We start from the raw sequence: 14,161 nt of genomic DNA, 5'->3' as shown, positions 1-14,161 counted from the left end.
TACTATCATGTTGATTTGCAGTTCCAGCAAACTGTATAAATCGTCTGATACAATCAGAACCTACTTTTAATAAGGCCTTTGTATTAGTGTTTTGTATTAACCAATTTTCAATATAGTTTTTGTGGTTGCAGAGTTGACAGTTTTCAACAAATTCATCAGATTCACTTGAAATATGTGTAACTAATTCCCATTCTTTTTTTGCTTCTTCAAAATCATTACTCAAACTATTTTCAATAATGTTTTTAGTTACTAACGGTCCAGGAACAGTTGTTAATTCCTTTTGTGAATTTTCTTCTAAAACAGAACGATCGTTAAGATGCCTCAACAACACACCTCCAATATTTTCTTAAGAATATTTTACCATATATTTGATTATAACACGAACAAACGTTTGTGATAATTCTCTGATTCTATCAACTTGTTTATATTAAAAAGTATTAAAAAAACTAAAAGACCAGTAAAAGTTACTGGTCTTTAAACTAGTTTGTTGGTGAGTGTCCAAATGTAAAATAATATTGAACCAAGATAGATGATCATATATCTTTTTTCTATAGTTAAATAAAACACATTATGTTAATCACTTGCATTTTTTAGTTACACTACAATTTTTTTATTTCTTAATCGTCGACAATTTAAAAGCAATATAAATTAATGCAATCATATTAATGATTTCCATGATAGGACGTATTGTAGTAACAAAAACACTAATATACCCCATTATTTATCACCCTCGTTTTTAGTTTATTAATAATCTATATCAATCCAAGCTTTATCTTTCGCTACACGAATATATAAATGAGCTGTACCTGTTTTTGTAGCATCGGCATATTCTTTAATCTTAAATTTAACTCCACCATATGCACTATATTCAAGTGTTTCCTTCTTTCTAAAAACACCTTCTGATAAAATATCCCATTCATACGCTGCGATATCAACCCCATAAATTCTAGATATGTAATCATAACCACTTTGAACTAAAGTGTAATCAACTTTAAACTGGACAGTCATATGATAACTATAATGGTATACTTTTACACCCTTCGCGGTACGATACCCTGATCCAACGGTTACAGTACCACCACTAATTGTATTTTTATCCATAGTTGAAAATTGTGGTTCTTCGGGCAAAACGGTCCCTTTTATGGGATTAAAATTTAATGTACCATCAGGATACAAATCATTAAAATTCCCAAGTAAATTACCTTCTTCATCATAAACCTTTGTATTCGATAAATCTATTCCTTCCAATGCATAAGAACCATCAGGATATGTTATTTTAAAAGTTGATTCATCTATTTTTTCAACTTCTCCTAATGACGCTTTTTTAGGATTATTACTATCTAATTCTTCACCATTTTTAATTTTTGCTTTCAGCTTATTTTGTAACTTAATATCACCTTTATAAAATTTTTCTATTTGTTCAGTCTTATCAATTATCTCTTTTTTAGTGATTATTTCTTTTTCGACTTGATCATTTGTTTCACTTGCAAAGCTTAAAGGTGCAGCAATGAATAAAATACTTAAAGATAATAAAACAAAGCTAATCTTTTTTAATATTTTCATTCTTTCTTCCCCCTTTTATTTGTATAATCCTACCAAAATATACCACATATTACTGGTTAATGATATATATGTTAATGATAAATATAATAAAGTTTTTTATTTTTTTCTAAATATTCTTATATTTGAATATAGAAAAATATAAAAAAACCCTGATTTTTAAAATAAAAAAAATCAGGGGCCTTTAAAAAGTAATAATTACCTATATAAATAAATTATTAATCTATTAAAAAATATTATTCTTTCTAATCCCACCATTCAGTATCAACAGTCGTCGTTGGCATCGTTAATTTTTGTAATCTTAATTCTGCTTTTTTATTATCTCCATCTACAAAACTCCTAACATTAAATTTTACTTCATAAGTACCACCTTTATTAGGTAATTCAAAATTAGAAACTGTATCATCAATAGCTGGATCATCTTCTACTAATTTATATAACCATTTAAAAGCAGGTCCTTCATAAGGTTGATTTATATAAATTAAGAGATCTCCTCCACCTGAATAAAAAGTTTTAGAAACAGTTTTAAACGAACTTTTTCCAATATAGTCCCATTGACCAGCGCCAAAAGGAACAATTAAATTATCCGAAACTTTTTTTATTTGAATATTTACACTAGATTGATCATTAATACCATCTTCATCACCATCTTGAGCAACAATTGGATCTATTTCTTCTAAATCATTTGTTTCTTCTGTCATAGCGTTAGCTTGGCTACTATAACCTAGTATAAATATTCCAAAAATAAATAGTGTTCCAACTGTAAAAAATAAATTTTTCATCAATTCCCTTTCCCCTCATATAAAATAATTATTCTATTTTTTCAATAGAAGTAACAGGTACTTCTGGTGGATTAAAATAGGTATCAATACGTTGTATTGATACAAATACAATTGAAAAAATTAATGAACAAACAAAAGTCAATATAAAAAGTTTCAATGGTTTAATTCCCATTATTATCCACCCCTAGTTTTATATTATTTTAATAAAATATGAAATAAATGTCAAAATATACTTTTTAAAAAGATTTTATAAATATATTTAAAAATAAAATTATGAGAAAAAACAAAGCAAAAATAATTGCTATTTTTTCAGTGAATTTATCATTTTTATTATTTTTATTTGTTAATTTTCTATATTTAGCTTGAATTTTTCTTTTTTTATTATTATTTGATTTCATATTAACTCCTTTTTCTTAAGATTTAATTTTTATCTATTAAATCTTAAGTATCTTTCTAGCTTGATCAATATCAAGAGATAATATCTTTTCTTTGTTTTTTTCTACAGACTCTTTAAAAGAAACAATTAATTTAATAACTTCTTCTTCTCCCTTTATTTCAAAATGTTTTTCAATTAATCCACCTACTTGGATCAATCTTCTAGTTCTTTCCTTTCTCTCCTTTTGTCTTACTTGATTTTCCAATCGTTGTTTCTCTAATTGCATCTTCTTAATCTTCTCATCTAAATCTATTAATCTTTCTTCTTCTGTTTTTCGAGCCAAGGCTCTCACTCCCTACCCTATTATTTTCGTCTATTATATCCAAAATTACGAGCGAAAACTAGAATTACAGAATGACTCCTCACACGAGTTCGTGGTACAATGACCCCAACGAACTCGTGTGAGGAAGGGCGCACTTATACATTGTTCCAATGTGTGCGGTTGCTTCGCAACGGAAAAGCATATTCGCCTATCAGCGAATACAAAATCAAAATCCTTCATTCGCAAATGTGCGAATGAGTATCCGCCAAATGGCGAATACAAAAAACAATCGTAAGCTATTTATTATTCCAAGTTGGGATTTCCCCAACTCGTCTAATAAATTCTTACGAATCCATAATAAAAATTTTCCCACCTTTCGGTACGAATTTTTTTATTACGGTTATTCAAAACCGAAAAACATAAAAAGCAAAAAATCCTAATACATAAAATCTAAAAAAAGGAGGTAAAGAATCATGGCGATCTATCACTTATCTATGCAAATTATAAGTAGATCAAAAGGACAATCAGCAGTTGCTTCTGCTTCTTATCGTTCAGGCGAAAAGCTATATGATGAACGCTCCCAAGAATCAAAATACTATAAAAGGCTTAGTGACAGGGTTGCTGCTCTAGTCCGCAGGATTTTTTCCATTAAAAGTAAACTGTTGCAATAAAAAGCAAGCTCGTTATTATGGGTACCCACTTTATCACCTCAGAGATGACATGTATTTTCTAAATACAGTTAACTCCCCACATAATTTTTATACTCTCTCCATCTGCGATAAAACGTTGCCTCACTTATATTCGTAATTTTACATATTTCTTTCACTGTCTTATTTGTAGTTTCATGTAATTCCATTGCATGCTTAACTCCATCATGTTTTAGATTGAATTTTTGCTTTCTTCCTTTATATATACCTTTTCTTTTCGCAACAGCAATTCCTGCTTGTTGCTTTTCTTTGATCATCGTCCGATCTAACTCACTAAAAGCGGACATGACTGTCAAAATAAATTTTCCTGAAGGCGTTCTCGTATCAATCCCTAAATTCAATATCACTAAATGAATGCCACGTTTTTCTAATCCTTCCGTTAGTTCCAGTAATTGTTTTGTATTCCTCCCTAGTCGGTCCATTCTAGTTACAACCAACGTATCTCCTTTAACGAGTTGATTCAGTAATTGGTCTAATTTTTCTTTTTGTTCTAGTACTCCAGATATTTTTTCATGAACAATTTGATATACTTTTGCATTCCTCAATTGTTCAATTTGAGAATCTAAGTTTTGATCAAAAGAAGAAACACGTGCATATCCAAAAATCATTAAAATTCCCTCCAAATTCTCCAATCAAAAGACAAGTGTATATGATAGCTTGATTATACAGTAAAACCAATAGTCACTCAATCTATCAATTAAGTACACTCTATTGATAGTAACAGAAAAATCATTTGGAACTGTTCTAAAATCTAGTTTGTAAAATGATGTGCAAATTATCTTGTTAAAAACACGCAAAATAAAATGTAAAGTGACAACGTGATTTTTACTGGACTTTAAATCGGGAGTCAAAACTTAGAAGATATGACTCTGACACATTAAAATTTTTATAAGGCCTAGAACCAGCAACTAATGAAATGTAGTTTAGGGAAAAAATGGAAAATAAGGTTGTATAGGCATCAATATTTATACAGATTTTGTTAAACTTGCTTACTGAATAATAGGGCCATATTGTGGAATGAACAGGAATGAATAAAAGTGCTACAGAATTCTGTTCATTACAATTGAAAACATTCTTGACAGGAATTTGAAAAGTGATTACAATAAATTTGATTGAACGTTCAAAATAAAAAAAGATCATTCAACAAAAAAGGTGGATGTTTAGATGGAAAACAAACAGTATTTGATAGCTGAAGCTCGGAGAGAACAAATCATTAAAGCTGCAATAGAAGTCTTAAGAGAAATTGGTTACGTCAGCACGAGTCTATCAAAAATAGCAAATAAAGCAAATATAAGTACAGGGCTTATATCTTATCATTTCTCTGGTAAGGAAGATTTGATGAACAATACCTTGATGTATTTGGTTCAACAAGAGTGGGCATTTATTAAGGAAAAAGTAGAACAAAAACAAACACCTACGGAAAAATTGATAGCTTTTATAGAAGCAAGCTTGGCATATCAGGGTACAAACCAGGTAAATAACATCGCTTTAATCGAAATTGTTTTTAATGCCCGTAGGCCAGACAACGTCCCTTATTATCTGATAGAAGATGATGATGAAGATTTATTAAATGGTTTATTGCAAGAAATTCTTCACAAAGGACAAGAATCTAAGGAATTTAGTGATTTTCATCCTCAAGTGATTGCAACTGTTATTCGAGGGGCAATATCTGAGTCCATGTTATCATCTCAGCATAAACTAACCCTGGAAGAGTATAATGAAAAACTTACAAAAAGCATATTAAAAATGATTAAATAATGAAACAATCCATCGCTGTCTATTTTTGTATGAAATGACTTTACCAAACAAAGAAGATAACAATAGATATGAACAACAAGATGTATCTAAGGTTGAAAGCACATACGAACACTTCACAGTGCTTGACTTAAAACATTTAGCAGACAGATATCTAATGGTGGAAAAGAATAATGAGAGATAACCATAGACTAAAATTTGAGGACAATTACAAAGTACTCTATAAATCTTAAGTCAGCTATCTTTAAATATATTGCTGGAGGTGACATATAAATGGGGAATACATCTAAAATTGGTATGGGTTTCCTAGAAAAATTGATTGCAGTATTATCTCCTGTTGTTTTAGGAACGATAGGTTGGTTCCTCCCGAAGTTGTTTGAATTCATAAAAAGAATATCTGTCTTTTCTGATTCAAAAGTCATTGAACTTTTGGATTCATTCAACCCTTTTTGGGTGTCTATTATCTTGATGTTCGTAGGTGGAGTTATAGGTATTCTTTTATCACTAACAATCTATAGTGAAGCATTGAAAATGAGCATAAAAGATCAAGAAATACTGATCAATAAAGATGATAAAGAAAAGAGAATTAGAAAATCTGAGGTAAAAGAAATCTTTATGGAAGATAATACAGTCGTAATTACCGGTAAAAAAGGTCAAGAACTTTTGAGTGAAAAGACGGACATTAAGAGGAATAAAATACGAGAAATCTTCCTGTATCATCAATACCCTTGGAGTGAACAGGATCCATATGTAGATGAATTCATTCTTTGGACTCTAGAATATAATACATTTGGAGAGAAAGCCAACGCTATCTTATATGAACGTAGGAATGCAATTAGAGAAGGAGATAATAAAAAAGCAAAAAATTTAAAAATGGACTTAAATGAGCTAGGGATAGTTGTGAAAGATCGAAATGAGGAACAATATGTCCGAGAGATTTAAGATTAATCAAGTATTTAATGTTAACCTTAAAATAATGACTAGAACAATGCTGATCCCAAATAAAACAACTTAATGACGAGGATAATGGCTTACGAAGGAATGCGCACATTAACACATCACTTTAAATGAATTTATTGTTGCTACACACCCCTATAAAATTAGGAGAATTATTATGGCTGAATTATATACTGATAAAGTAACTCAAAAGAAACGTGCAATATCTTTAGATATCGCAAGGGGATCCATGCTCTTTTTGATTATACTTGCACATATACCATTGTATTTATACATGATAGAACCAGGTGTAATAACAAAAGTAGCTGGCAGTACACCTATAGATCATTTCTTAAATTTTTTTATGGAATTTATAGTAGATAATCGAGCGCGTCCATTATTCGCAATACTGTTTGGTTATGGTCTAGTCATGATTTACCGTAAACAATGCGAAAGAATGGGTGCTGAGGAAGCAAACCGCATTATAAAAAGACGTTGCTGGTATTTAATATTGTTTGGCGCCATACTCGCTGGTGTCGCAGGTGGACAAGACATATTAATGACATATGGTATTACTGGACTCATATTAGTTTCTAGCTTGAAAAAGGATAACAATAAGATTAAGAAATATGTGATTATTTCCATAACCATATGTCTCATTTATATACCAATCTTGTGGGGCGGTTTCTTATTTAGTAACCAATCCTCCGGATTACCGGTAGAATTAACTGGTCAAGAAACATACTCAAATACAATACTTGATCGACTGATTACTATACCTATTATTCCATTGTTTACTCATATCTTATTCCCTGTTATCCCCTCAGTACTAATGGGGATTTGGTTTGGAAATTTAAACTTATTAATTAAGCCGCACGATCATATAAAGCTGCTAAACCAATTAACGATTGGTTGTTTAACAATTTCACTGGTGGGCGCCATACCACTAGTGCTGATTAATGATGTTTGGTTTCCTAGTTTCTTTATCGCAGGGGTAGCATACGGTATTCATATAATCACTGGTTTTGCAGGTGGTATAGGCTATGCGGCACTATTTGGATTATTGGGAGTGGGCACTAAATATCGCGGCGTAATTGTAAAAGCAATCACAGCAATGGGAAAACGTTCGTTAACATTTTTCGTCATACATGAAGTTTTGATTGTTATACTACTGTCTCCAATTGCGTTCAATTTAGGTGCATTCTTAAATGTCACAACTTCCGTACTACTCGGCATCGTTATATGGGTCGTTACTTTATCAGTCGCATACATCATGGATTGTCGTCAAATTGAGGGGCCGTTAGAAAAATACATGCGTTATTTGACTTATAAAAAGCAAGTATAAAACCGATTACCACTCTTAAGCAAGCTGTGGGATGGCAAACCACTTTTTATTGTGGGCGAAATAAAAAATCATTGTTATTTGGTGTTATTATCGTAGGTCCTGCTATAGCAGTTGCAATAATAGCGTTACAAGTTACTGGTGGTTGGCTATTCAATTAAAGGGCGCTTTTGTTTAATATCCAAAATTATTAAAAGCTGAAAATATGCAAGTTTTTATTCATTTCTTGCATATTTTCAGCTTTTTTATATTCAAAAAATATCCTGCCATAAACAGCACTTTTTAAATGCCAAAACAAATATCCTTCCGAAAATTGGGATAAGAACACCCTTAAGCTGCATGTAATTTAATAGGTATTCTCTGGTCCATATTTAACTCAAATATCCCATATGGATTAACATGATGATAAAAAAGAGGGGTTAAACCTCGAAAATCTTCGGGTGTCATTTTCTTTAACCAATATTGGCGGTTATCATATAGAACTTCTTGTACCATTAAGGTATTCATATAGACTAAACAGTTTTGAAGCAACTGAAGCGATAACGCCGATACTTCTTGATCTTCAAATGAATTGGACCGCATTTCACTATTTTTCCCATAAAAAATATAGGTAGTAACAGAATTCCACTGCTCCACCGTGTTTAACCCTTCTTGGATTTCTCTTCGAATTTCTTCAGAATGTAAATAGTCGCATAAGAAAATGGTTTTTATCGCTTTTCCTAGCTCACATAATGCCAAATAAGTTGGGTGTTTGGTGTCTCTTGTAAATCGTTTTAAAATGGATTCCGCAGAAGCCGTTCCTAACCGTAGGGCAGTCGCAAACTTTACGATTTGCTCATACTGTTGTCGAATAAGGTCCCAGTTAATGGGTTTGCTTAAAACCGATTGTAAATGAGGGTACTCCTCATTCATACCAGATTCCGGTCGATATAATTTTTGAGCACCGATATTTTTGAAGCGAGGCATTAGTTTAAAACCAAGCAAGTGACTAAAAGCAAAAGCAACCACGCTTTGCCCATGTGTGTCGACATAGTTTCGATCAACTTCCATATCTGTACAGTGACGAAGCACTCCTTCCATCATCGCAGCTACTTCGGAAGAAAGACAAGACTTAACCTGAGAATAGATACAGGCGGATTTTCGATCCGTATGCCAATAGATCATGATTCCGTTTTTTTTATAGCGAGGATGCCATTCTGTCAGTAGATTTTGATCCCAATATCCCATATGTTTGGAATCGGAAGCACAAGCAGTGGTAGCTTCTCCCCATACTTCTTTTAGTCGATGGTGAATAATATGATTGGTCACTTCCGCATTGGCTTTTCTTAAATGGTCTTTATGTATAAATTTTTGACGAATATACCGAAGTTCCCGATAATTATCGAGGAGATTTCCAGCAGATACTGCTTTTAAACCAGTATTTGTTCCTAATCCAAATAAGCTAAAAAGCAAACGGCGCTGGATGGTTTCTTGATCTAATATTTCTCGATTAGCTGCAGTCTTAAAGTGTTTGGTAAACCCTGTATGAAAGTCTGTTTCTTTTAGTAAATCTAACAGGTTAATGTCAGTCCAACGATTCTTAATCTCCTGTTTAATTCTTAGCACATGGGGAGGTTCTGGTTGCTTATCAAGTGGAGTAACTCGAATCCATCCTTTATTATTTTTTGCAGAAATCGCCACCTTTTCATTACTTTTATCCTCTAATCCTTGATGAAGCATATGAAGTTTATCTTTCATCAACTGTTTAATATCTTTGATAAAAGGCTCCACATCTAATGGTATTTTTAATGCTTCAAAGTATTCTTCCTTGAACTCCTCAAAATCTTGAGGAAGATCTTCATCTGGGTTACGATATCGGTCAGCATTTTCAATCCAAATTTCTTTGCAACGAAGTTGGGTGCGAAGCGACTGAATCACTGCAATTTCATAATTGATCCGATTCACTCTTTCTACACCTTGACTATCTGTTTCGATAATTACTTCTTTCCATTTAGGCTGAATGACGCCATCAATTGGAACTTCATCTCCAGCAGCAAAATAACGTTGGCCACTTTCTTTGTATTCTCGAATGAGTTGAATGGCTTCAACCACCGGTTGATGAGATTGATTGTTAGACCGGAAGGTAAGATTCATAAGTATTTCAGTAAAAGCCTGTCGATAGTATCCCCGATAAGAGGTATGCATCTTAGTATAGATTCTTTCGTTATATTCACGATTATTTTTCGTCATCTCTTTTATAATATTTCGGATTGTAGAAGCGTTGACAATAGGAAACAGCGTATCTTGAATGACTCCTTCTGGATGATCCACGGTCGCCTTCAATAAATTTATAATATGTTTATTTTTCCCTTTCACTCTTTCAAATTCTTCTACTGCTTCTTTTCGAGTGGTATTTTTAGCCTTATTCCTTATCTTAAGCGTAATTTCATCCAATATATCTGCAAGAGAATCAATAACTTCCCCATGTTGATGCGAAAATAAGATGGCTAGCAGGGTATACCGAATGTGGGCAGGATGCGCACGTAATTCTGTTACCGTTTCCGTAGCTGCGCGAAGCCGATATTTCTTTTCTAATTTCGGTGGTAATTGATGAAATAGTTTTGGAGGGATTTCTAGATGCCGGATAGCTAACAATTTTTTCAATTCCGTTTCCATGGTACTTACACTTGGTTTACGTGGTGAAGATAAAAGATGCCGAAAAGTGGCAATATCAGATTCTATTTCCTCATGAAATGTTTCTTTTACTTCCGAATCCTCATCTAAATGATTTTCCAATAAGGCGTCTAATCGAGAACAAGTATTAGAAGATAACTGCTGAAAAGTCGATTGATATATATTTCTCTCAAAAGTATCTATGGTAGAATGAATCATTCGCATTAAACTTCCTGTAGAAGGAGGTTCGACTTTCCATTTACGAAATAGGTTATACGCATGATTTTTTAAATCATCAATATCATGTGTAAACTGAACTTGTTCTTCAAGCCATTTTACCAAAAGGTCATTATCCTTTGCAGTAAGTTCTCGAAACCCAAAAAGATTTCGTATTGCTTTCCGATGATCAGTATAACTTCTTTCTTTTCCACCCCAACCATAATGCTTGAAAAAATCTTCAATAGACGCATCTATTTGATTCGCTAGATGCTGTACAATATCTTTGGGTACATCTTGTTTCTTATTTGGAAAACGAGCTTCCTGTTGAAAATATTTAAGAAGGACCGCAAATCCTAAACGATTTGCGTTTGACTTCTTGCTCAATACTAAATGACGTTCGTTTGGCAATAACATAAAATGCTCTAATAGTTCTTCTTCATTCCAATTTCTTTTCAATTTTCTCCCTCATCTCGCTAAATTTATACAATATTCAGTATAATTTTGGATATAGCGAGGTTCAAGAACACAGTATAAAATGACAAAAAACGTCCACTTACTATTATTGGAAATAATCCTGCGGACTAGAGCAGCTACCCTGTCATTAAGCCTAAGTCATAAACAATAGCATTGTGTTGTTTTACTTCACGGTTAATATTTCCGCGATCTGTTTCGATTCCCTTTTTCTCCATATCAGAAGCTACATGTCCTAAGTGAATAGTAGGTAAAATCTCAAGTCCACGATCTTCATGAGATTTATGGGTAATCTGTTCTTGAATATTTTCTTTTTCAAGTGCCTTGTTGGCATGTTCAGACCATTGCTCTCTCCATTGTTCCAGTAGTTCTTTTTTATTCCAATCACGATTCTTTGTAGTGAAACCATCTTCTGAAATTTCTCTAGTGGTCAACATAACATGAGCGTGAGGATTTTCTTTATCATCTCGATGAATGGCAATATCGGCAATCATGCCTTTATCTACAAATTGTTCTTGAACATATCCTTTAATTAATTCGGTTTGCTGTTCATTAGATAGTTCTTTTGGTAAAGCAATATTAATTTCTCTTGCTAGTTGAGAATTTTTTCTTGTTTCGCTTTTTTCCACTTCATTCCAAAGAAACTCTCTATTTCGAACCCATGATGGGGCATGAGAAGGGGCAAGAATATGGTTTTCTGGTTGCACTTCTCTTTTATAATATTTGGTTTGTTCGGATAGTTCATCACGTAACTTTTCGCCTGAACGATAAGAAGCAGAAGCAACTGCGGATTGCCCTTTTCCTCGTGAAATCATTTGGGCGGAGAAATGATAGATAGCCATATTCTTTTTTCCTCCTTTCTCTTTTGGATTTTATGTATTTTGATTTTAAGGTTTTGGGATTTTTATGTTTTAGGTTTTCATGACCGTAATAAAAAAGTTCGTACCGAAAGGTGGGAAAGTTTTTATTATGGTTTCGTAAGGATTTATTAAACGAGTTGGGGAAATTCCAACTTGGAATAATAAATAGCTTACGATTGTTTTTTGTATTCGCCATTTGGCGGATACTCATTCGCAGATGTGCGAATGAATGCTTTTGATTTTGGTATTCGCTGATAGGCGAATATGCTTTTCCGTTGCGAAGCAACCGCACACAAACGAAGTTTGTATAAGTGCGCCCTTCCCCACATTAGTTCGTTGGGGTCATTATACCACGAACTAATGTGAGGAATCATTCTGTAATTAGTTTTCGCCCATGACTTTGGGATATAATAGAGAAAATATGAGGGTAGGGAGTGAGAGCGTTGGCTCGAAGAACAGAAGAAGAGAGATTAATAGATTTAGAAGAAAAAATTAAGAAAATGCAACTGGAGAAGCAACGTTTGGCGAATCAAGTAAGACAAAAGGAGCGAAAGGAAAGAACGAGACGGTTGATTCAAGTTGGTGGACTAATTGAGAAATATTTAGAGATTGATGGGGAAGAAGAAGCAATTAAATTGATTGCTTATTTTAAGGAAGATGTAGTGAAAAATAAAGAAAAAATATTGAAGATGGATATTGAACAAGCAAGAAAAATTCTTCAAATTAATATAGAAAAATAATTTCATTTTTTATATTTTAGCAATATAAAACTAATATATTTTATTGTATCTTTAAATGAAGCAAAGTATTTTTTATTTTTATATATAAAATGTCCCTTATTTTATATATAAAAATGTAAAATTAAAATACTATATTATTTGAAAGGTTATGGTGTTTTGAGAAAATCTGAAGGTAAGCAAACAGACGCATTAATGCGTCATTTAAGAGATAATAAACATATTAATATTAATGGTAGTAAACAAAAAAAAGAATTATTAAGTATGGGATACTATCATGGATATAAAGGATATCGCTTTATAAAAAATTCGGGTAACCCGATTGCTTATACAGACTTTAATCAGTTATTAGCTGTATATACTTTTGATATGAATTTAAAAGCTTTATTTTATTCGCCTATTATGACTATAGAAACAGCTTTGAAAAATTATACAATTGATACATTAGCATTCTTTTCTAAACAAAATAATTTAGATATTGAGTACGCTTTTAAAAATTTTTTAGATGATTATAAATCTGAGCCGGTCGGTTCTCGGAATTATAATATAAAAATGAAAGATCGTTTAAAATTGAGGTCTAAAATAGATAATGAAATGAGTTATAAATATTCTAAAAATGAAATAGTCACTCATTTCTTACATAATGGAGATTCTATGCCTTTATGGGCACTTTTTGAGATTCTTGATATGGGGAATTTTGGTTTATTTTTAAAATGTTTAAATCAGACAATCAAAATAAAAAATTGTCAAAATTTAAAATTAACTCACGGTTCAATGGTTACTGATGGAACATTAGTGCAAAATATTATTTTTTGTTTAAAAGAATTAAGAAATTCTGTAGCACACAATAATGTGATTTTTGATTGTAGATTTGCTGGTAATACTCATGCTACAAATGCTGTTAAAGCTTATGTGAATGTTGAAACTGGTATTTCTAATGTGGATTTTACTTTTTTAATTGATTATTTTATTTTGATTATCTTGTTATTAAAAAAATTAGGTAAAACTAAAACTGAATTGAGAAGGATAGTGAAAAGCTTTAGTGATGAAGCACAAGTACTAAAAGCAACTATTCCTAATTCTCTTTATGATAGTATTCTTGGTACAAACTTAAATACAAAATTGTCTGGATTATCATCTTATATTTAAAAATAGTATGAGTAAAATGTTTGTGGGAGAATAAATATCCTTTTTGTCTAGTTGGGGGACGCGTCCTCCAACTAGACAAAAAGGCCACCAAGCGAGAGCGCGGTAGCTGGAAAAAATTAAGCATTAAAAAAGAGAGCTTCCTTTTGTAAAGTAGAATTTGGCGAACACTACGAAAAGGAGAGGCTCTCATGAATCAATGTAACACAAAAATGCCATCATTAAAAGAATTGGAAAAAACTTTATTTCGAACACTACAAATGACGTTTCAAGAAATTCTTGTTCAAACATTAGAA

The 14,161-nt window shown here is 32.1% G+C and carries 15 protein-coding genes and 1 pseudogene; 7 read left to right on the top strand and 9 right to left on the bottom strand.

The window, feature by feature from the left end; translation table 11 throughout:
* The 6 genes and pseudogenes from ACWNMZ_RS25320 to ACWNMZ_RS25295 form a co-directional block, all read right to left on the bottom strand.
* Positions 1-325 (bottom strand): annotated as a pseudogene (locus ACWNMZ_RS25320) (hypothetical protein); the annotation flags it as partial.
* A gap of 419 nt (positions 326-744) precedes the next feature.
* Positions 745-1,563, bottom strand: coding sequence for a hypothetical protein (locus ACWNMZ_RS25315; protein WP_016205411.1), 819 nt, complete (start codon positions 1,561-1,563; stop codon positions 745-747).
* Between the two features lie 242 nt (positions 1,564-1,805).
* Positions 1,806-2,342, bottom strand: a complete 537-nt coding sequence (locus ACWNMZ_RS25310; protein ID WP_016205410.1) for a hypothetical protein — start codon at positions 2,340-2,342, stop codon at positions 1,806-1,808.
* 28 nt (positions 2,343-2,370) lie between these two features.
* Positions 2,371-2,514 (bottom strand): hypothetical protein, encoded by a 144-nt coding sequence (locus ACWNMZ_RS25305; RefSeq protein ID WP_186325745.1) that lies wholly within the window; start codon positions 2,512-2,514, stop codon positions 2,371-2,373.
* Between the two features lie 64 nt (positions 2,515-2,578).
* Entirely contained in the window at positions 2,579-2,740 is a 162-nt protein-coding gene (locus ACWNMZ_RS25300) for a hypothetical protein (RefSeq protein WP_156827908.1), read from the bottom strand.
* Positions 2,741-2,776: 36 nt separating this feature from the next.
* The gene (locus ACWNMZ_RS25295) at positions 2,777-3,070 is read right to left on the bottom strand and encodes a conjugal transfer protein TraD (protein ID WP_220094500.1); all 294 of its coding nucleotides are present in this window, start codon (positions 3,068-3,070) and stop codon (positions 2,777-2,779) included.
* Between the two features lie 443 nt (positions 3,071-3,513).
* On the opposite strand from ACWNMZ_RS25295, the gene ACWNMZ_RS25290 reads away from it, so the two are divergent.
* Complete coding sequence (locus tag ACWNMZ_RS25290; protein WP_251630065.1) at positions 3,514-3,711, top strand: hypothetical protein; 198 nt, start codon at positions 3,514-3,516, stop codon at positions 3,709-3,711.
* A gap of 68 nt (positions 3,712-3,779) precedes the next feature.
* Here ACWNMZ_RS25290 and ACWNMZ_RS25285 read toward each other — a convergent pair whose 3' ends face one another.
* Entirely contained in the window at positions 3,780-4,355 is a 576-nt protein-coding gene (locus ACWNMZ_RS25285) for a recombinase family protein (RefSeq protein ID WP_251630064.1), read from the bottom strand.
* Between the two features lie 556 nt (positions 4,356-4,911).
* Here ACWNMZ_RS25285 and ACWNMZ_RS25280 point away from each other — a divergent pair.
* The 4 genes from ACWNMZ_RS25280 to ACWNMZ_RS25265 all read left to right on the top strand — a co-directional run bounded on the left by ACWNMZ_RS25280 (position 4,912) and on the right by ACWNMZ_RS25265 (position 7,941).
* Entirely contained in the window at positions 4,912-5,505 is a 594-nt protein-coding gene (locus tag ACWNMZ_RS25280) for a TetR/AcrR family transcriptional regulator (RefSeq protein ID WP_000428687.1), read from the top strand.
* A 270-nt stretch (positions 5,506-5,775) separates the two neighbouring features.
* Positions 5,776-6,444 (top strand): YqeB family protein, encoded by a 669-nt coding sequence (locus ACWNMZ_RS25275; protein WP_000528616.1) that lies wholly within the window; start codon positions 5,776-5,778, stop codon positions 6,442-6,444.
* 244 nt (positions 6,445-6,688) lie between these two features.
* Positions 6,689-7,783 carry a DUF418 domain-containing protein gene (locus ACWNMZ_RS25270; RefSeq protein ID WP_251630063.1) on the top strand — a complete coding sequence of 365 codons (1,095 nt, stop codon included), beginning with the start codon at positions 6,689-6,691 and terminating at the stop codon, positions 7,781-7,783.
* Positions 7,784-7,809: 26 nt separating this feature from the next.
* Positions 7,810-7,941 carry a hypothetical protein gene (locus tag ACWNMZ_RS25265; RefSeq protein WP_285846722.1) on the top strand — a complete coding sequence of 44 codons (132 nt, stop codon included), beginning with the start codon at positions 7,810-7,812 and terminating at the stop codon, positions 7,939-7,941.
* Positions 7,942-8,110: 169 nt separating this feature from the next.
* Here ACWNMZ_RS25265 and ACWNMZ_RS25260 read toward each other — a convergent pair whose 3' ends face one another.
* Positions 8,111-11,107 (bottom strand): Tn3 family transposase, encoded by a 2,997-nt coding sequence (locus tag ACWNMZ_RS25260; protein ID WP_251630062.1) that lies wholly within the window; start codon positions 11,105-11,107, stop codon positions 8,111-8,113.
* Between the two features lie 134 nt (positions 11,108-11,241).
* On the bottom strand, positions 11,242-11,964 hold the full coding sequence (gene mobQ / locus ACWNMZ_RS25255; protein WP_251630061.1) for a MobQ family relaxase: 723 nt from the start codon (positions 11,962-11,964) through the stop codon (positions 11,242-11,244).
* A 461-nt stretch (positions 11,965-12,425) separates the two neighbouring features.
* On the opposite strand from mobQ, the gene traD reads away from it, so the two are divergent.
* Both traD and ACWNMZ_RS25245 read left to right on the top strand, forming a co-directional pair.
* The gene (gene traD, locus ACWNMZ_RS25250; protein WP_251630060.1) at positions 12,426-12,722 is read left to right on the top strand and encodes a conjugal transfer protein TraD; all 297 of its coding nucleotides are present in this window, start codon (positions 12,426-12,428) and stop codon (positions 12,720-12,722) included.
* A gap of 138 nt (positions 12,723-12,860) precedes the next feature.
* Positions 12,861-13,868 (top strand): Abi family protein, encoded by a 1,008-nt coding sequence (locus ACWNMZ_RS25245; protein WP_251630059.1) that lies wholly within the window; start codon positions 12,861-12,863, stop codon positions 13,866-13,868.
* The last annotated feature ends 293 nt before the right edge of the window (positions 13,869-14,161 follow it).

The sequence above is a fragment of the Niallia sp. Marseille-Q9988 genome, assembly GCF_976954375.1.
The sequence above is the reverse complement of the archived record's forward strand: the minus strand, read 5'-3'. Positions and strand labels throughout refer to the sequence as shown.

What these genes read in the sequence shown, in the direction of transcription:
- ACWNMZ_RS25290 (WP_251630065.1), top strand. Translation starts at nt 3,514, where the DNA reads ATGGCGATCTATCACTTATCTATGCAAATTATAAGTAGATCAAAAGGA.
- ACWNMZ_RS25285 (WP_251630064.1), bottom strand. Translation starts at nt 4,355, where the DNA reads ATGATTTTTGGATATGCACGTGTTTCTTCTTTTGATCAAAACTTAGAT.
- mobQ (WP_251630061.1), bottom strand. Translation starts at nt 11,964, where the DNA reads ATGGCTATCTATCATTTCTCCGCCCAAATGATTTCACGAGGAAAAGGG.
- ACWNMZ_RS25300 (WP_156827908.1), bottom strand. Translation starts at nt 2,740, where the DNA reads ATGAAATCAAATAATAATAAAAAAAGAAAAATTCAAGCTAAATATAGA.
- ACWNMZ_RS25315 (WP_016205411.1), bottom strand. Translation starts at nt 1,563, where the DNA reads ATGAAAATATTAAAAAAGATTAGCTTTGTTTTATTATCTTTAAGTATT.
- ACWNMZ_RS25305 (WP_186325745.1), bottom strand. Translation starts at nt 2,514, where the DNA reads ATGGGAATTAAACCATTGAAACTTTTTATATTGACTTTTGTTTGTTCA.
- ACWNMZ_RS25275 (WP_000528616.1), top strand. Translation starts at nt 5,776, where the DNA reads ATGGGGAATACATCTAAAATTGGTATGGGTTTCCTAGAAAAATTGATT.
- ACWNMZ_RS25280 (WP_000428687.1), top strand. Translation starts at nt 4,912, where the DNA reads ATGGAAAACAAACAGTATTTGATAGCTGAAGCTCGGAGAGAACAAATC.
- ACWNMZ_RS25310 (WP_016205410.1), bottom strand. Translation starts at nt 2,342, where the DNA reads ATGAAAAATTTATTTTTTACAGTTGGAACACTATTTATTTTTGGAATA.
- ACWNMZ_RS25270 (WP_251630063.1), top strand. Translation starts at nt 6,689, where the DNA reads ATGCTCTTTTTGATTATACTTGCACATATACCATTGTATTTATACATG.